Here is an 18,641-nt window from a genome sequence, read left to right on the forward strand (position 1 = left end):
ACCTAAAATTATAATTAAACTATTTTTTATGGAGTGACTTTTCAATGGATTTTACTCATTCTTTACAGCTATTTTTACAAAGAGAATAGAAGAAGGCAAATAATGTTTAGAAAATATACTTTGGATGGTATTATAGCGCCCCTTTATTCAGGAAAATACAAATGCATATCAGAAAAATTAAACTTGATGAAGATTGGTTATCACGCAATGTAAGACCTAAATTGTATAAAAACTTAAAAAACAGTGAAGTAAAAGGCCGGTTGGATTTGTTGTCTGGTGAAGAAATCGATCTGCCAATCACGCTGCAAAAAATTGAAAAAACAAGGTGTTATAAAGTAGGGGTGAATTCTAAGGTCACTGCGTTGATTGGTCGAGAGAAAAACTGTGAATTTAATGTTCCACTTTCATTATTAGACGAGGAGGGGGAAGAATATTGGCTGGTCACCGATAATGACAAGATCAAAGAAAACGAGGCAACCCATGGTGCCTTGTTTCGATCGCAGGAGCAGGCTGAAGAATTTGCTCAGATGTACCCGAATCTGCGAGATTTTTGCCAATCTAAACCTTTTAGGGAAGCCCCCATTTACCTTGCGATGAGTGAGGCTACTTATGGTCATTTTGAAAGAGAATTAAAGCATTATCAAGAAATAAAAAATGCCAAAGAAAAAGGCAAAGAACGATCTAAGCAATCTGTCGAAAGCCTATCCCTATTAGAAGCGGAGTACCTTCCTTCAAGACCGGTACTTGGTACTTATTATTTCTTTACATTGAATGAAATTCAGAGCCGGTTTTACATGCCAGATAATTCGCAAATTCGCCTTATTGCATTTTCTCCTTCCGTTACTCCTGAGATATTAATTAAATATTTTCCGATTTCCCTGTGGGTCCATGGTGAATTAATTAGACTGGGAAACGAAGGTGAAACGGTCGCTAAAATAGAAATTCCGCCTCAGCTCTTTAAAGTACCTGTGTCATCGACAGGTTTTTTTGGCAAAATTAAAGAGATGATTGGTTTAAAAGCAAAAGAGGAGAAACAGCAGCCCCCAGCAGCAAGTGGCGCTTCTCTGCAAGAAGCTCAACCTCCGCTTCCGAGTATTCGCTATTTAGTAGACAAAGGATTGTATAATAATAATTCTCATTCAGAAAAAGAGGATGACCAGCCTGCACAGCAATGTGCTGAATCAGCGGCTTTTTTATAGCAATTTAAGCAAAAATTGGATAGCCAGCTGATGCTGGCTATCCAGAGTTACTTTATCGTTAATATTGCCATAATATTTTTTGATTATACTTCTCTTGTAATCAGGAGAATATCGATGGAATACTGTGAAATTCTTGAGTGGCTATACGCATTAAAAAGAGAGAATTCTGAAAATAAAACACTCTTAGCGCTCATTAAGAAAACCAACAAATCGCTTGATAGAACGGTTGATGCTAAAGAAGCGCGAAATAGATTCATCGAGTTGCTAGAAGAGATTATTACTCTTCATGCCACAGCGAAAGGCGGCGATTTTAATTATCCAAATCCCCACGTTTCCGCCGGTATTATACTGGAAGAATTAAGAAAACCCTCCGGGGATAAATTATTTATATCCACTTACGATCAAAATTTACATAAAATTTGTAGTTTGACAGACCTTTTAGAAAAATACAGAGAACATCTGCATCAGGTTCTTTACGGCTATGCGGAAGAGTATTTTCCCTACAAGAAAACGATATTAACTGAGTTGCGCGACAGTTCACAGCTGAAAGATTACCCAGAAATAGCACTCGCTATAGATAAGATTAAAGCTGCTGAAGAGTATCTTAAAATTCTTCATAACAAAGAAACAAACTCTAGCGAAAAATTAAAATCATTTAAGTCTGCTTATCTCAAAGAGATAAATCTTGAAACAGGTGAGCATCTGTTTGAAAAACGGAGAGATACTTTGGGAATAATCATTGCAAAATTAGTTGTATCTCTACTCGTTGTCCCCCTCTTTTTGGGCATATGGAAAGTGAAAGGTCAGGAAGTGGACCAGGAAGTAAAGAAAATTTCAGGGCCTTTTTCTCCACCCACAGCCGTTTAGTCCCTTTGTTTTCTGAAACGAATTCACTTTTGATAAAGGATTTCTGTAAGCAGCGCGCCTCCTTCATAGAACTCTTCCAGCTTCGTTGAATGAGTGGCTTTAAAGTTGAGTGATTCATAAAATTTGCGGGCTTGCGTGTTGCCTTCTAAAACCCAAAGAAATATTTTTTTATACCCCAACGCTTCAAGCGCTGAAATAGCAGCGACGCATAACTTAGTTCCTAATCCCTTTCGCCAATAATTAGGATCTAAATAAATTGCACTTATTTCTCCGGAGGAGTCATCCGCATTTGAATCTCGAAAGCGGCAAACACTAGCAAAACCAATTACATTACCTTCTACTTCGAGCACTAATACTTTGATGCCTTGTTGGAGCAATTCTTGCCATTGTAGTGTTTTTTCTTCTATCGATAAATTATTTAATATCGACTCTGGAATAAATTCTTTATACATCCCTTGCCATGAACGTATGTGTGTTTCAGCAATAGCTTGAGCATCCCGTAAGGTTGCTGCTCTGATGGAATAGTTTAATCGTTTATTCATAGGATCTCGTTTGGTCAGTTCAAAAATCTTTAATTGAGTAAATCGGCTGCGGACAAGTTTTCTCTTAGTATAAATGATAACAGCATCTCTATCATGAGCATAATTTAATAGGGGGGCAACTCCGCTCTTTAGCCTCACAACTAATGTTGGTCCAAAGCCTAATCGACTTGGAGTGATGCGGGCTCTTGTCCCTTCATGGATCAATTTTTGCTAGTGATCTTTGAACTACCCCACGAATGAATCATTAAAATGGACTTTAACACGAAAAAGGATGGGCTTTATTTATTCAAATTATTTGGGTTTGAAATAAGACTGGATTGGACCTGGATTTTTTTGGCCATTCTTATTACTTGGACATTGGCTGATGGCTATTTCCCCATAAAATTTCCCGGGTATAGCCAAGGGTATTATTGGATTATGGGGGTTACTGGCTCATTAGGGCTTTTTTTATCAATCGTTCTGCATGAGCTGTGTCACTCCTTAGTTGGGCGATTATATGGGATTCCTATCGCAGGAATTAAGCTTTTTATTTTTGGGGGCATAGCGAAGATGGAGACAGAGCCCCCGAGTCCTAAAGCAGAGTTTCTAATGGCTGGGGCCGGCCCTTTGCTTAGTCTTAGTTTAGGTGTCGCTTTTTATACGCTTTATCGAATCGGTATTCACATGAATTGGCCTATTTTGATTAGTGGTGTAATGCACTATTTAAGCATAATTAATTTTATTGTCGCCGTTTTTAATTTACTTCCTGGTTTTCCATTAGATGGAGGACGGATATTTCGTTCAATTCTGTGGTGGTGGTCCAATAATTTAAAATGGGCAACGCGAGTGGCTTCCCAGGGTGGAACTTGGTTGGGTTTTAGTATGATTTTCCTTGGCATCATCCAGCTTATTCAAGGTGCTCTCATCGGTGGTCTATGGATGATTTTAATTGGTTTTTTCCTGCAATCCATCTCAAAGATGTCCTATCAAGAACTCTTTATTAAAGAAATATTCCGCGGAGATTCGATTAAAAAATACGTTAAAAAAGATCCAATCTCTGTTGAAGCAGAACTAACGCTTCAACAGTTAGTGGAAAATTATTTCTATCGTTACTACCACAAACTCTATCCAGTCGTGCAAAATGGAAAATTAGTCGGAAGTATCTCTTTTGACATAGTCAGTGAAATAGAGAAAGAAAAATGGCCTCAAACTCAAATCATTCAGGTGATGTCTGAATGCTCAGAAGAGAATGTTGTTGATGTTGAAACCGATGTGGCAAAAGTGCTAGAAATCATGAGAAACCATACCATAAGACGTTTGATTGTGACTCAGCAGGGTAAACTCTATGGAATAATTACTCTTAAGGATTTAATGGATGTTATTTTTATCAAGCGCGTGCTTAGAGGGTAAGCATAAAGGGATTTTGCTTTATTTCCTTGCTGGATTCGTACCAAGAGTGCGGAGATCCTTCGCTTTCGCTCAGGATGACAAGCTTTTGTTAAGCCTAATGACAGGTTTTGTCGTCCCGAACGTAGTGAGGGATCTCCTTGATAGGACTCCCTAGCCCAGAGAGTGGAGGTTTTTTGGTCCCACTTAAGATGAGCGCACAGTCTTACTGAGATGAAATTGCAGAGCGAACGAACATTCACATTTTACGCGCTAAAAAATCCTTGATAAACCTGAGGCTTTCGGTCCATCATCTATTTTTTTACCACTCGATTCTTCGGAAGCTGGTGGTAATAATGGAGACTCGTTTACCAAATATTGGGATTCAAAAAAAGCCAAAGGCGAAAGCTGTATAAATTCTTTCCTAGAAAGATAGCGTTTAGCCAGTGTGCAGTGAGAAGGATTCACTCGTGGGCGTATTAAAAACGGGTGTTGATTGATCAGCGGTTTTTTATAAAGCGAAGCATTATCATTCGTTTCTTTTTCGGGGCATTTCCTTTTGAAGGAAGGGAAATTGGTTTGGCCAGTGGGGGGTATTAAATGGCACCGGTATTGCGCGTACACTTGACTAAGAAAATGATCAAATAGCTCGCTTTCTACTATGAGGTTTCTAAAATAGGAAATCAAATCAACATGGATACTGAGATCATTGAGTTGCTTGAGAATTTCTAAAATATGATCTAAATCAGGCTTAACTTGGTAATCTATTCTAATAAGTTCTATTCTTTCTAATGTTTTCGCTTGAGTAATCACTGAGAGGCCTAATGAAAAATCAAGTGCTTGTAGCTGAGCGGGCGTGTGAAGGATCCTCTTAAAATCTTCGATGTAAATCGCATCTTCATCGGTGGCTTTGGATAAAATAATGGCTAAAGCAAATAAATCGCAGGCGAATTCTTTCAGGGGGATTGACCCGTCTTTCGCCTGCTCATGTTTTTTATACATTTTATCAATAAGTGTTAAGTACACTTGCGGAGGAACGGAGTTAGGAAATAGATCATTCAGTTGCAAAATAAGAGTCGCTAAGAAAGAAGCAGCTTTTTCGCGCTCTGTTTCTTTCACTTTAGACGTTAATGCGATAAGAATGTTGTAAACCCACATTATAAGTCACACGCTGCAAATAAAAGTTTCCGGATTCTAAGGTTATTTTGACCATTTATCAAATTAATTGAGTTATTTCAGGACAAATTTTTTAGTGGGGGTGAATTGCAAACTTTGGGTTGTTCGTAATACGCTGTTAATAACATAAGTAATTGCTCCCTTTTCATAAAGGGTACGGTATCCTCTCGTATTTGATTATTTAAATAAGAGACAGCTTCTCTTAATAGGTCAAGATTAGGTTTCTTTAAGTGCTGTAAAAGAGGGGCTAGAGTGTTTGACGAGCCCGTTTGTATTCTTGGCAACAGGGTGTGAAATGCTTTCGCTAAGACTGTCAAAAGCGTCTCATGGTTAGGAACGAATTTTTTAAGTTGACATTGAGTAATCAACAATTGACATTGATCGTGGTGATTTAAATTGAATAAAGGGTCTAAGTCTTCGGAATCAATCGTTGGATTTTGCCAGGATGCTCGCCCATGTTGTCGATCAATGGTTAAGTCATAAGTTAAATTGTCTTCACAGAATTGATGCACAATCTCTAAAACCAGCATCATTTCATGTGGATCATAACAGGTAATAAGGAGTGGGGCTTTCTCATTCTTATTGTCTAAAACATGCCATAGAATTTGACACATGTCTAAAATGAGCTCTTTAGGCATTTCTTCATGGTCACTTAAAAATTCCGGATGACGCCAGAGGATACCATGAGCATTGGATATCACCGATATGGGGGGATCATTCGCCATATTAGAGGAAATATAAGTCTGCTTAACACTCGGGGATTTTTGTTGTAAAACACGCGTATTGAATCGTAAATCGTTTCGATTGATGTCACAGCCAAAATAATTCACTTTAGTTCCTCTTGAGCGCGCTAAGAGCTCTAAACTTGCTACCTCTAACGCAGTACCACAAGCAACGCTCACGATATTTAATGCCTCATGACTGGCTGAATTCGTTATGAGATTTCGAATGGGTGGTAAAAGCGCGTAAGCAATACGAAAATGTCTAAGATTGAATAAGCTTGGGCTTGGATAGTGATTAAAGATACGAGGCATAAACAATTAAAAATTTCCACTTAGTGAAAATATATTGTACAATTTAATCGTTTTAATAACAACCAAAGTCCTGGTTTATCTTAAATAATTTAGGCGCTTTGTAAAAAAATAAATCAAAATCCCTCAGCGCTTAGCGGATGAAAGATTAGGGCTTCACTTCATGGCAATGTCTATCCACTTCTACCCATCCCAACCCTAAAAGGTTTGTCTTCCTCTACGTATTGCGATTTCATCACGTCAATCACTTCAGCAATGAGTTTGTCGCAGCCACCTTTTCGTTCACCCCCTTTTATGTTGGCATCAAAAAAACGGCAACGGCCTTGATTTTTTCGCCCTAAATAAATTTCATGATCGGCACTTGGCTGCGGATAGGTGATTAAAAGATGGTTATTTTCCTCTAATAAATCAGTGAGGGTTTTTTCTGTTAAATCATTTTTTTCAATCGTTAGATCGAAGTGTGGGATATTATTTTCTTTAAAGGCAAAATGGTCGACATCGGATTCGCCTGATTCCAATTCTCTATTTTCTTCTTCGATGGACAAGGCTAAAAATTTTTTATCGTCTGCTAAATAGTCTTTAGGCTTTTTACCTTTTAAAAGAAGGTCCAAGTAAGCATTGCTCATTGGCCGACACATTCCTACTACCTGACCCTGATCATTTACTCCTTGACCATATTTTTCTAAAACTTCCCCTTGCGTGGTAAAGGGAGTGAGCTCCTCTTTTTTGGGTAGAAGGGAACAGAAAAAAGTACGCATCGCTATTCTCCCTATAAAAATCAGGGAAATCATAACACAAATTGATTAAAAAAAGCCAAAAGGATCGGATTAATACAGGGTAAATGCGGCTGATTTTTGAACATAAATAATTCTATTTTGAATTGTCGTTGATCTTTACGCGTGATAAATGGTCTTTTTAGTTTATGTGGTTCTAATAGGCGCCTTTACTCTGGCCTTAATATCAGAATCCTTTTAGATTGGGATTCTGATATTAAGAGCGTATTAGAATTTTAACCCGTTTTTCATTTCTTGATGAAAATCAAGGTAATCATGCACAGTGCCAATGCCCAGTCCATCTTCGTGTATGACATAGGGATTCATTGCGGCTTTTGTTGTGCCTAAGAGAGTATGGGCTAAATAGCCTGCTTTAGCATAGGTCATTTTTCGTGGGTCGGCTTGATCCCCTTTCTTAGCTTCCTCTTGGAGTTCTTCTCGAAAAGAGTTAGCAATTTTTTTCTCATTTTTTATGGTCTTTGCTTGTTTTTCCAAGTTATGCTGATATCCCTCCCCAGGGTGATCCTCTATCTGGGTTCCTCGTTCAAAATGTGGTACGTGGTTTGGATGTAAATCGACTCCCTCTTTATCGAGATGCTGATTGACGGCCTGTACACGAGGTGGCGCTTTTTCATGCAATATTTTGCGTTGTGGAAATTGGTATTCATAACTTTGATCCACATTAGAGGTTAATGCAGCCTTTATAACCCCCAAGGTTGCTGCAAACAATCCTGGATACCTTTTCTGGTCCTGATCCTTACTCTTTGACGCCGTATTTTCAGTCCTCGCTCTCACGTTTATACCTCATTAGTGCTTAGTAACGTATAAACTCTAACCAAAAAACATTAAGTAAATATTAAATTTGAACAAATTAATCAAATTAAATATGGTTTGATAGCAATAAAGTCAAAATTCTTGCTAACAATGAGCGAATTGAAGATTTGATTAAGAGGCGAATGTAATCAATGGAAGCTAGTCGCGTTAGCTGATACCCGAGTGATTTAATTGAAGAACGTGGTTGCCGCAAGGCGACAACCCGAGTGATTTTGTCAATTCTTGGTCACTTAAGAACAGGGATTCGTTACCCCGTTTACTGTACAAGAGGAAGGCGGTGTACTTTGATTATTAACCACGCCGGGTGTTAAGCTGATCGCCGATGCGGTCTGTCCTGTTACAGTGATGGAGCTGGCATTACCCGTGAAATCAATTTCATTAGTGGAGGTCAGTGCTGTGATACCGGAAGCAATTGTACCGGGAGTGCTATTGGTGTTTGCAACGTCAATTGAGGAGCCATTCAACGTAGTGATAACATTAGCCCCTACAGGACCATTGAGTAACATACCATAAGCCCCTAAACCACTTACATTTCCGCTAACATTAACCGATGAATTTAATAGACTTCCCGTAGTGCTGCCAACGAGGGTTGAGCCATTAATGCCCACTAAGAGCAATGGTGCCTCACCAGTACTATTTACCTTAATTGTTGAATTATCCAAACTAAAATTACTGGAGACGCTGACACCACTAATCGTTACTCCTTCACCTAGCACGTTTACAGTGGAGTTATTCAGTACAAGATCCGCTAAACTACTCACACCGGTGATGCTAGAAGAAGTACCTTGAACAGTGACATTAGAATTATTAAATTGGGTCTGCGCAGTATTTAGAACACCAATGATGCTACTCGTTGTAGAACCAGTTGCGGTAATGGATGTATTGGTGATCGTTGTTGTTCCAGTTGCAAAAGCCCCAAGCAGACTGGATGCTCCATTTGAATTAGCCTGAATAGAAGAATCTAATAACTGCAGCGTTTGACCTTGGACACCAAGGATATTATTTGCCGATGAACCCGACATCTTAATAGAAGAGTTTTCTAACGCAACGTTATTATTGAGAGAAGATACTCCGGTCATCACCACTGAGCCTGAGTTGCTTGAAGTCACACTTATATTGGTAGCAGACAGTCCTACTGGGCCTGATCCGCTGCTCACCCCAAATAGCTGGCCATTCCCAATGATAAATATCTGAGAGCCTAGAACTTGAATTGAACCTGTATTACTGAGGATGCCAATGGCACTTTGCGGTGCTGTATCGAGCGTAGTAATTGCCCCACTACTGGCAAGAATAGCTACCCCTTGAGCAAAAATATTATTTTGAGCAAAAAGTCCCCAGGCTTGCCCTATATTAGAGATGACACTAAAGGTAGAATTGTACGCGAAGATAGAGTTCGCTGAGACCGCATAATTGTTGAAAATTTTCGTCGCAGTATCAGTAATTCTAATGTTGCTGTTAAAAATTTTAGCAATGTTTTGTGCAAATACACCGATAGGGTCATCACTTGACGAAAGCTCAATAAGCGAATTTAGGACGGTTACATCATTAAGCCCATAAAGACCATACTGTGTGCCTTTTCCAGTCTGCTGTATTACCGAATTATACAGAAACAAATCCAACCCTGAAGAAACGCCTGCATAGAAGATATCTCCCGATCCCTGGACATTTAGGAATGAGCTGCCTACTACCACGCCATTATTACCACTCACTGCATAGGCGCTACCGGCCGCATTTTGATTGGTTACCGAAATAATGCTATTTAAGGCGATGGCTTGATCTTGACTAAGAATGCCATAAGCATCACTTGAATTGGCTGTTTCTCTTGGTGTTGCCGAGACGTTAATACTTAACGCATCGACAACCGCATTATCACCCGTATAGAGGCCAAACACTTTGGGTGCCCCTGTGCCGGTAGTAAACAGCGCAACATCTTTTGCAAGTATACTGCCTCTCGCTCCCACTGCGGCTACTGCATCGTATCCTGTTCCAGTGATAAAGGCAGGGATAACTTGATTCGTATTGTTAACCTGTAAATCTGCAAGAGCCCCTGTGCCCAACCACCATAGACCACCTACAATCAAAGGACGGTTGGTTCCGCTAGCCGGTTGGGAAAAATCAAAAGTGCGTCCAAAAAGGCTTTGACCATTATATAGATAGATAAATCCATTTGTACCAGTAGTAGAAGGTAAGGCATAAGTCCCCGTAGCAAGCCATAATGACGCATTAGGAGCGGCTGAATTAATACCATCGATTACACTTTGGCTAAGATCTGAGCAAGGATTGTCTGCGGTACAACTCGAGAAATCAACGAAGGCTTGATTCATTCCTAAAGGGCTGAAAAACCAAACGTTAGAAGCTAAATCAAAGGTAGCCCCTGTCGGTACGAACGCTTCTCTAACAGGTGTGACCAATCCATAGGATTGACGTGCTTGGTGCCGAATAATCGGCTCTTCCATGCGGTTGCTTATTTGGTTAACTTGCGTGTGGTCTGGGCCGCCAAAACTGTAGCGTAAGCCAACGGAAAAGCGATTTTTATTTTGATTATCATAATTATTTTGTAAGAGGATTGAGGCATTGCGATTGAAATAAATTTCAACGTTAGCTTGCACACCACTTACTTTTCTCGCATTAGGAAAGTCAAAATAATACCCTCCGCCACGTAACCATCCGCCTTTCAACAAAGGGATATAGACCCCTGCCTCTGCTTCTCCGCCATTGCCAATCTGGGTGGTTAAACCCACGGGGGTGTCTACCCAGCTATGACCTTTACCCAAAGCAAGGTATTTCACACTTTGCCTTGTGTAGTTTAAGTACGATTGAGGAAGCTGGGAGGCCATCAGAGTAGCATAAATATGCTGACGTTTCTCGACCGGGAAATACCCTTGAACGCGCAGCTCATAATTGTTGAATAAAAGTTCTATTCCAGGATTTAATAGCCAGGCTTGACCGTGTTTTTTGATATGCTGATTGTCTGCAAATAAGTATCCACCCAGGATAGCGCCATTATTCCCCCAACTAAGCAGATGGCGTGCGCCAGCGCCAAGACTCAAGACATGATTATTCCTCTCACCGGCGAAAAAGCTGCCATCAACAAACCATAGCTTGTTCCCCGTGCCAAAAACAGGCACCATGGCATCCACAAATCCTGAGAGCTGGCTTTGACCGCCGGCTAGACCCTGGGTAGTATAACGATTAGTCCAAGGTTTGGCTGAAGGGGAAAGCAGAGTAACCTCATGACTCCATGCTTCTGCACAGAATACCGTTAAAGCAGCAATGAGGGGGTTTAACTTTAACACGTGCCTTGGCATAAGATTATCCCTAACCTAATATAAAAAGTCCTCCCTGTTATTTATCATAGAATTATTATGGGGTATAGAGGAAACGACTTTTTTTCAGCACAGTCAGCGCGACCTGGATGATAACCCTTAAAATGGGCCTAGCTTTTTGCAAGTGAAAAAACTAGTAAAACAGGTGGCAGGCACAGCGCTAAAGGAGTAACATCGCTCTTTCGCCTCTAGAATGGCGTTATCTGCTACTCGAAAGTAACTGCCGATCCAAATATAACCGAGACTATCCATTGCTTTGCATTGCCACCATGGGCGGATGGATTGCCCATTAACCAACGCATCGCAATCCTCTCGAGTGACTCTGCATGTTCTTGGGCGCTTACTCTCTTTTTTGCATAATGTCATTGCATTGCGCATAGAAGACCATTCGCTGCTACTGTAAGCCATGAAGTTTTTCTCAGTAAGATCACGGGAATTGCATTGCCAGACCACCATGTCGATTGCTGCATGCGGTGAAGAAATCCAGAGAGTTAAAAAAAGTGCCGGTATCCCTTTAGATAAATGCATGATTTTCTCCCTAACTTACCTGAACACCTACTGCATTAAGAGGACATATTAATTAAAGTGTAATCCAAATAATCAATCATGATGTCTAGAAATTTTCCAAAATGTAGTCGGATGCCATATTCTGCTTATCTCTGGGGGCCGCTGCAACCTAGAAAAGAGATTAAATATCGGATATTCTTGCCGCCCATAGACTAGAATGGATTAACCCATTAAGTAAGCGCTAATAAGCTGAATTTAAAATCATTTGCTTGAATGTTACACAGTGCATGGCAGCCCGAGGTCGATTTATTGGAAACTTTAATGCAAAAAAAATCCTCTAATAATGTTCAACGACTCATTGTATTTTTTTACATGGTAATACTGTGCGCTCCTCTGATCGTAGTATCCACTCAAGCTAAACTCTTTGATTCTTTTTCAGTCAATGAAAATACGAAACCCGTTGCTCGTCCGTCGCAACGCGTGAAAGGATTTTTTAATCGAGAATGGCAGTCTTTTGGGGAGCAGTTTTTCCTGCAAAAACTGGGAGGATTGCGTTCTTTTTTGATTCTTTCTTATAACGAAGCAATGCATCATTTATTCCGAATAAATCCTCAGAAAAACTACCTCAGGGCGGCACAATTTGGCTATTACCCAATGGATACGATCGTTCGATTAAACAATGATGTGATTCATTATGAGGCTTTTCGCCCCCATTACCAACGTGCAGCGCGTCGGTTGCATGTGCTGCAAAATTTGTTTGATCATTATGGTGTAAAATTACTCGTTGTCCTAGCACCTTCGAAGGTACAAGTCTATCCAGAGTATGTCGCTTCCTATCTTATAGCTCCTCCTGACATTATTCGGAATAAGGTGTTGAATTATGGTGATGTTTTAGCGGAAAATGGCGTTAATGTGCTTAATATCCAGCGTATTTTCTCTGAGAAAAAATTAAATTCCGCATGGCCTTTCTTTACTGACACGAGTTTTCATTGGAGCTTTTGGGCAAGTTGCCTTGTAACCAATGAAATTTTACACAAAGCGGAGGCTTTAACTGGACAGCCTTTTTTTGACATTGATTGTTCGCATGTTTCCTACGAGAAAGCTAAGTGGCAAGATAGAGACATTGCTGAAATTCTGAATCTCTTTTCTAAAGAAACGATTATTGGAAAAGCTCCTTTTCCAATAATCTCGCCGAAATCCACCCCAAAGAGCAGCCGCGAGTACAAAATTGCCATCGTAGGAGACAGTTTTTCAGAACATATCATTTATACGCTTACAAAAGCGCTTCCGCTTTTAAGTTGGAAACCAAATTGGTTAACGTTCTATTCTTATTTCCAATCTCGCCAAATAGTGCTGCTCAATGGAAAGAGTAAGCAGACTTCGTTTGATAGGGAGCGGGTTTTACCTGAGCTATTGAAAAAAGAATTGGTCATCTTAGAAGTCTATGATGCCAATGTGGTTCGCGATGCTAACGGCATTAACAATATGGAATACGGTGCAACTTGGTTTTTATTAAATAAATTATTGCCAGAACTCAATGATGGGGCAATGAATCCAAGAAATTTTCTGACAAGTGGCTGGGAAGCCATCGGCAATAATGGGTGGCGTACGACAAGTAAGTCAGCAAATTTTGTGATAAGAACAAACCAAAGCGGTGAAACCACCCAATTGTTACTCGATATCGAAAACCGATCCACGAAAGAAAAAGGGCCCCATGCACTGACTTTTTCGATTGATGGACAGCCCATTCACTCTCTCAACATCCATCCAGGTCGTCAAACCCTCAAGCTATTAGTGCCCAATACTATGCAATCACAGTTATCCGATCCGTTGTTAACAGAAATAACCTTATCCAGCAACACTCAGCCTTTAGATCTCGTTTTGCATCATGCGCAAATAACGGGTACCGGAAGAAAAATCGCAAATCATCAAAGTCCCTTTCATCAAGAAGAACCAGCCAGTCAGCCCATCAATACGATTGATTTATTTTCAAATGAATCTTATGAAAATTTAGACGTGGAGGGATTAAGTGCAATGGAAAGCAATGGCAAAGAAAACTGGTGCTGGGGCTTAGGTCCAGAAACAAAAATCCGATTTTATGTTGATCCTCAACTGCCTGATTCTGCTCGACAGCTATTATTAACATTTGGCTTTAAAAATGGGATGTCGCCTAAGCAAGCGGTAACTGTTCGACTGAATGGAAAGGATATCCTTTACTTTCCCTCTCAAGAAATCAATAAGCAACAACAGGTAGATAGGCGCTTAAAAATAGTGACTCAAAAGGGAGTTAATGTTTTAGAGTTTATCTACAACGATTGGAATCATCGAAAACAAGAATTTAGCAATACCGGAGATCCTCGACAACTTGCTGTTGCATTCATGAATTTGTCTTTGCAGGGAGCGAACAATGAGACGCTTACAAAAAATTAGCCGAGGAGAAAACGATGTTATTTAACTCTCCTTTTTTTCTTCTGCTTTTTCTGCCGTTATTTTTGATTTTTTATTTTTTGATGCCGGGTATACGATTACGCAATATGCTCATTGTAGTATTTAGTGTGGTTTTTTTTGCTTGGGGGGATCCTATTTTTATTGAGTATGTCATTGCTGGAACCTGGATAGATTATCTAATCATTAAAAAGGTATTGTCCAATCCCAATCGCAGTGAACAACTGAAAAAAGGGGCGCTAATTCTTGCTATTCTACTCAATGTCGCAGCGCTGTTATTTTTTAAATACGCTAATTTTTTCATTGACCAATTTGAGCCGCTATTCCATTTAACGGGTATCTCCAAACCTTCATGGTACCCAGTAGCACTCCCTTTGGGAATCTCATTTATTGCCTTCCATAAAATTAGTTTTATGGTTGACCTGTATAAACATCGAACCGCTCCTCCAGCCTCATTCGTTGATGCATTGGTCTATATCCTTTTTTTTCCACAGTTAATTGCAGGTCCTATTGTTCGTTATCAGGAAATTAACCAACAAATTAGACTACGCTTACACAGCAGCGAAGATTTTTTAGCTGGGATGTTTCGTTTTACTTGCGGATTAGGGAAAAAAGTATTGATTGCTGACCCTTGCGGTGAAATAGCAAATACTGTTTTTGCCCTGGCTCCTGGAAGTTTACCCGTTTATGATGTTTGGATAGGAGCCATTGCTTACACTATTCAAATTTATTTCGATTTTTCCGGCTATTCGGACATGGCCATAGGCTTGGCTAGAATCGTAGGATTTAAGTTCCCAGAAAATTTCAATCAACCTTACCTTGCCAAAAGTGTAACCGAGTTTTGGCAGCGCTGGCACATGACGCTCTCCAACTGGATGCGGCTTTACCTCTATATTCCTCTTGGCGGAAATCGAGTCCAACCTTGGCGTATGTACCTTAATTTATGGATTGTATTTTTAATTTCGGGATTTTGGCATGGGGCCTCATGGACTTTTATTGTGTGGGGCGCTTACTATGGTTTTTTTCTCACAATAGAAAAATTTTGTTCAGCACGCGGATGGGTCCCTACTATTCCAAATTGGATGAAAAGACTATTCACTCTTTTTATTATTATAAACGCGTGGGTATTGTTTCGAGCAAGTTCACTGGAGTATGCGTGGAAGTTTATGGGGCGCATGTTAGGCGTAGTCCCTCAATCACTGCCTACTAGCCAGCCTCTGGCCGTTTTATTTGCTGATCATGATTTAGCGACATTAATAATAGGCGTATTGATTGCGTTAATTCCATCACCGCAATGGCTTGTGCGTTTTGCTACCGTTGAAGAGTCTATTTCAATAGGCGTGTTACGCTGGGTATACGGCAATACCTTGTTTTTAACCTCTGTAGCTAGCATCATGGCCTATGGGAGTACGACCTTTCTTTACTTTCATTTTTAAAAAGATTAATTCGATAAAATTGCCTATTCCTCGACCCTAGGGTGGCTTTGGGTGATCAAGATCTCTCAACTCTTTATATTATATTACTTCAGCACGAATGGGACTTAATGATCAACAATTGCAGCTTAGTCCTTTGTCTGGAAGTTTGTTTGCCCTAAAAACAACCTCTAGAGGCCTCTCGGAACCTTATTTCATTCAAATCCCGCCACAAGTAGTAAAAGAATATCCAGTTGATTGAATTTTGATCATTCAATGGTTATACTAGCTTATCTGTCTTATTTTTGAGCAATCTCCATGTACACACGATCTGAAATAAAGTATCCCTTTCTTCGCCGAGTTACTGAAAATGACTATCAACGCGTTTGGGAAATATGGATGCAAGACCATATTATTCAATGGATGTCTTTCACAAAAAAAGAATTAAATGCTTTTAAAGAAACATTCAACCGCCTTAATCAACAAAGCGATATCTACGTGATGGTCGATTTCATTAATGAAGGAGAGACCATCGTAGGTGTACGCCGTATTAAGTATCTTTCAGGGCCGTATGACCATGTGGCAGAGTTTTGCTCAATGGGTGTTGATGCCCAATACCTGAATAAAGGGTATGGCAAAATTTTTTGGAAAGAATTTGAAGAAATCGTAAAACAAAATCCCAAAATTAAGTGTATACGTTTCACTCAAAGCGGAGGCAATAACAAAGCGTTTCATTTGTCAGACTCAATAGGTTACCAAGCGGAAGCCGTATTTCCAGATTGGTTGCAGCGATCTGGAGAGGTACCAGAGAGTCATTATTATCTTATTGAGCGTTTCAGTTATAAAATTATCGATCCTGAGTTAGTTGAAAAAGCTAAATTAATACCGTCTAAAAAATACCAACCTCGACTTCCCGATCTTTTAGATAAAACTTCAAGTCAACTGACAGTACAACTTGTAAACAATAAGGTCCAGGTCTTTCAAGAAAAAGACCTCATTCTTGATTTTGATTTTTATCCTGATGAGAGTGTTATTCAACACATTGCCTTTCTTGAAAATATTAAACTGCATCATGAAGATAAAAGGCTTTGTACCACTGCATTAAGACAAGCATTACATTTCCTGACGGTTCAAAACCAAGTAAAAAAGCTTGAGTTGTTTACCCATGAAGACAACGTTATCGCACTTTGTGAAAATCTAGGGTTTTGGGTTCGAGGTGAAAAAATTGCTTCTTACTGTAATGAGAGTGAGTATTTCAACGAATTGGGTGTGGAGTACAGTTTTTTTGATGTTGAAGAGGCTAAATCTTTAGTAAGGAGTTTTAAGAAAAATGAGGTGCTTATCTTAAAATTAAATGAATTGCAGCAGATCATCAATTCCCTTAAAGAGCAGAACGTTTGTGACCAGTTAGGGCAAAATTATCTGGCTAATATTGTTTACCAAATAGTTCGTGACGAGCTTTTACAACAAAAACTATTTGTATCTTTAGAAGACAAACCATGGGAAAAAGTGCTAACCGAATGCCCAGAGGTATTTGCCCAGGCCGCTAGAGAATTGCGAACGATTTTATCCGTTTTACAAAAACCACAAAAAGAAGAAACAAGGCCTTTCTGTCTGGGAATATTTAAAGCATTTAAACCTGAAATTTCTGATCAAGATATTGACACTCAAAATTCATTTGGAAAGCGATAGGTGTAGCAAAGCTCACCCTGCAGTAGTTGATGTCTTGAATTCATTCAGAACCCTTTAATAACCGTACCAAGATTTAAATCGAATTTTTACCGGGATACCATGAATCTGGTATTGTTGGGGTATGGGATTCACTGTTTTAATTGTCACCACCAATTTATTTTGCCGAGTGGCTAATGGATTGATTTCATTCAAAGGAGTGATTTCCGCGTAACCTGATTCGCGAGTAATATACCCTTTTTCGGTATTGCCATTTGGAAATTCCACAAGCACTTCTCGACCTTTGTAGATTTTGTCTAAAAATTTAGGGTCAATGTAAGCGGTAATGCGTAGATTTTTGTGCGTTACAAGGGTTAGTAATACTTGTCCACCAGAGACAAATTCATTAATGACATTTTAAGTCTTTATCGTCTCCATTTTGGTTTTTCTTTAGATAATTATCACGCCAGTGGATTTGAGTGCGCTTGCGAAAAAGCAGGCTGATGTGTGTTGAATAATACGTGTGTATTAGAGTAACAAGTTAATACCTCGGCATAAAGAAGCTGTAAAATCAATTAGAGGGCTTAAGAACATTTAAGTATATTGTCATACGATTCACCTTCTGTTCTTGGTGGCAGCTTCAATTCAAAATCCAGCTTATCTGATTTGAGACGAAATTGACTTTCCATCAGCTTGAGTACTTTTTCACGGGTTTCTGGCTTTTTAATGGTGGAAAGTAAGAGGCTGGCATCGGTAGGATCAAGTTGACCTTTTGGAGCAAGCGCGTTCAAGCAGTGCATAGGATTAACGCCAAGCTCAAGGATTTCAGCTGCCTCTTCGAAATGACGTCCTTCACTATAACCTTGGAGAACGTAAGCAAGAGTCGTTTGTGTATTGGATTTGAGAGGATTTTCTGCGGTGGCCAATTCTTTAAGATTAATGGAAAATTTATCCAGCAAACCAGTGACTAGGTCGTGCTGAGCTGATTTTGCAGCGGCTTTTAGCGCATTAGGATAATAGCGGGTTTTGTCTACCAATTCATACAGGAGTGCAGCTTGGTTGGTGGCGGCTAATCCTTCAATGATTAATGGTAGATACTTTATTCCACCACGGGAATTTAACGCCGCACGGACTTGAGTTTCGTTACCTGCCAAAGCATACCCGTAAGCAAGATAGGCTTTAAGGTCATCATTGCCATTTAGGTTGGCTATTTCTTTGGAGTTTTTTGCGCGAGCATAGCCTGTTGCGGCGGCTGGAAGAAGCTCAGGATGGTCAACAAGTACTTTTTTTACCAGTTCATTACGACCTCCAAGCGCATAACCATACACTCCATCCCAGAGACTTCCACCTTCTTGCGACAGTTTATTGACAGCCTCCTCGTCCCCCTCATACCCTTTTTTCACCATCAGGTTAAAGCCATTTTGATAATAGTTCAGTTCATACAGGGTCGTCATGATCGTGTCCAAGGAATAGTCATTTTTTAAAAATATAACCTA

General features: G+C 39.8%; 15 protein-coding genes. 6 read left to right on the forward strand and 9 right to left on the reverse strand.

Annotated elements, in window-relative coordinates; all coding sequences use genetic code 11:
- Nucleotides 1–161: 161 nt before the first annotated feature.
- Nucleotides 162–1,199: a hypothetical protein gene (locus B5D33_RS13150; protein ID WP_058453079.1), complete on the forward strand. Its 1,038-nt coding sequence runs from the start codon at nt 162–164 to the stop codon at nt 1,197–1,199.
- 30 nt (nt 1,200–1,229) lie between these two features.
- The gene (locus B5D33_RS13155) at nt 1,230–2,066 is read left to right on the forward strand and encodes a hypothetical protein (RefSeq protein ID WP_133141004.1); all 837 of its coding nucleotides are present in this window, start codon (nt 1,230–1,232) and stop codon (nt 2,064–2,066) included.
- A gap of 23 nt (nt 2,067–2,089) precedes the next feature.
- Here the strand turns inward: B5D33_RS13155 and B5D33_RS13160 are convergent, their stop codons facing one another.
- A complete protein-coding gene (locus B5D33_RS13160; RefSeq protein WP_058453177.1) occupies nt 2,090–2,608 on the reverse strand; it encodes a GNAT family N-acetyltransferase in 519 nt (172 codons plus the stop codon).
- A 249-nt stretch (nt 2,609–2,857) separates the two neighbouring features.
- On the opposite strand from B5D33_RS13160, the gene B5D33_RS13165 reads away from it, so the two are divergent.
- A complete protein-coding gene (locus B5D33_RS13165; protein ID WP_058453081.1) occupies nt 2,858–3,997 on the forward strand; it encodes a site-2 protease family protein in 1,140 nt (379 codons plus the stop codon).
- Nucleotides 3,998–4,246: 249 nt separating this feature from the next.
- Here the strand turns inward: B5D33_RS13165 and B5D33_RS13170 are convergent, their stop codons facing one another.
- The 6 genes from B5D33_RS13170 to B5D33_RS13195 form a co-directional block, all read right to left on the reverse strand.
- Entirely contained in the window at nt 4,247–5,131 is an 885-nt protein-coding gene (locus tag B5D33_RS13170) for a hypothetical protein (RefSeq protein ID WP_058453082.1), read from the reverse strand.
- Nucleotides 5,132–5,208: 77 nt separating this feature from the next.
- A complete protein-coding gene (locus tag B5D33_RS13175; protein ID WP_058453083.1) occupies nt 5,209–6,183 on the reverse strand; it encodes a hypothetical protein in 975 nt (324 codons plus the stop codon).
- Nucleotides 6,184–6,353: 170 nt separating this feature from the next.
- Entirely contained in the window at nt 6,354–6,938 is a 585-nt protein-coding gene (locus B5D33_RS13180) for a hypothetical protein (RefSeq protein ID WP_058453084.1), read from the reverse strand.
- A 243-nt stretch (nt 6,939–7,181) separates the two neighbouring features.
- Nucleotides 7,182–7,748: a hypothetical protein gene (locus tag B5D33_RS13185; RefSeq protein ID WP_058453085.1), complete on the reverse strand. Its 567-nt coding sequence runs from the start codon at nt 7,746–7,748 to the stop codon at nt 7,182–7,184.
- Between the two features lie 269 nt (nt 7,749–8,017).
- Nucleotides 8,018–11,095, reverse strand: a complete 3,078-nt coding sequence (locus B5D33_RS13190) for a beta strand repeat-containing protein (RefSeq protein ID WP_058453086.1) — start codon at nt 11,093–11,095, stop codon at nt 8,018–8,020.
- Between the two features lie 117 nt (nt 11,096–11,212).
- Entirely contained in the window at nt 11,213–11,641 is a 429-nt protein-coding gene (locus B5D33_RS13195; RefSeq protein WP_058453087.1) for a hypothetical protein, read from the reverse strand.
- Nucleotides 11,642–11,941: 300 nt separating this feature from the next.
- Here B5D33_RS13195 and B5D33_RS13200 point away from each other — a divergent pair, with 300 nt between their 5' ends.
- From B5D33_RS13200 to B5D33_RS13210, 3 genes are all read left to right on the forward strand, one after another.
- Complete coding sequence (locus B5D33_RS13200; RefSeq protein ID WP_160158650.1) at nt 11,942–14,050, forward strand: alginate O-acetyltransferase AlgX-related protein; 2,109 nt, start codon at nt 11,942–11,944, stop codon at nt 14,048–14,050.
- A gap of 14 nt (nt 14,051–14,064) precedes the next feature.
- Nucleotides 14,065–15,501 carry an MBOAT family O-acyltransferase gene (locus B5D33_RS13205; protein WP_058453089.1) on the forward strand — a complete coding sequence of 479 codons (1,437 nt, stop codon included), beginning with the start codon at nt 14,065–14,067 and terminating at the stop codon, nt 15,499–15,501.
- 294 nt (nt 15,502–15,795) lie between these two features.
- Nucleotides 15,796–17,169 carry a GNAT family N-acetyltransferase gene (locus B5D33_RS13210; RefSeq protein ID WP_058453090.1) on the forward strand — a complete coding sequence of 458 codons (1,374 nt, stop codon included), beginning with the start codon at nt 15,796–15,798 and terminating at the stop codon, nt 17,167–17,169.
- Nucleotides 17,170–17,223: 54 nt separating this feature from the next.
- On the opposite strand, the gene B5D33_RS16965 is transcribed toward B5D33_RS13210, so the two are convergent.
- Both B5D33_RS16965 and B5D33_RS13220 read right to left on the reverse strand, forming a co-directional pair.
- Nucleotides 17,224–17,556, reverse strand: a complete 333-nt coding sequence (locus B5D33_RS16965) for an HlyD family secretion protein (protein ID WP_115304881.1) — start codon at nt 17,554–17,556, stop codon at nt 17,224–17,226.
- Nucleotides 17,557–17,729: 173 nt separating this feature from the next.
- Nucleotides 17,730–18,599 carry a hypothetical protein gene (locus B5D33_RS13220; protein ID WP_058453092.1) on the reverse strand — a complete coding sequence of 290 codons (870 nt, stop codon included), beginning with the start codon at nt 18,597–18,599 and terminating at the stop codon, nt 17,730–17,732.
- Between the last annotated feature and the right edge of the window lie 42 nt (nt 18,600–18,641).

Origin of the sequence: Legionella maceachernii (assembly GCF_900167045.1) — a bacterium.
GTDB lineage: Bacteria > Pseudomonadota > Gammaproteobacteria > Legionellales > Legionellaceae > Tatlockia > Tatlockia maceachernii.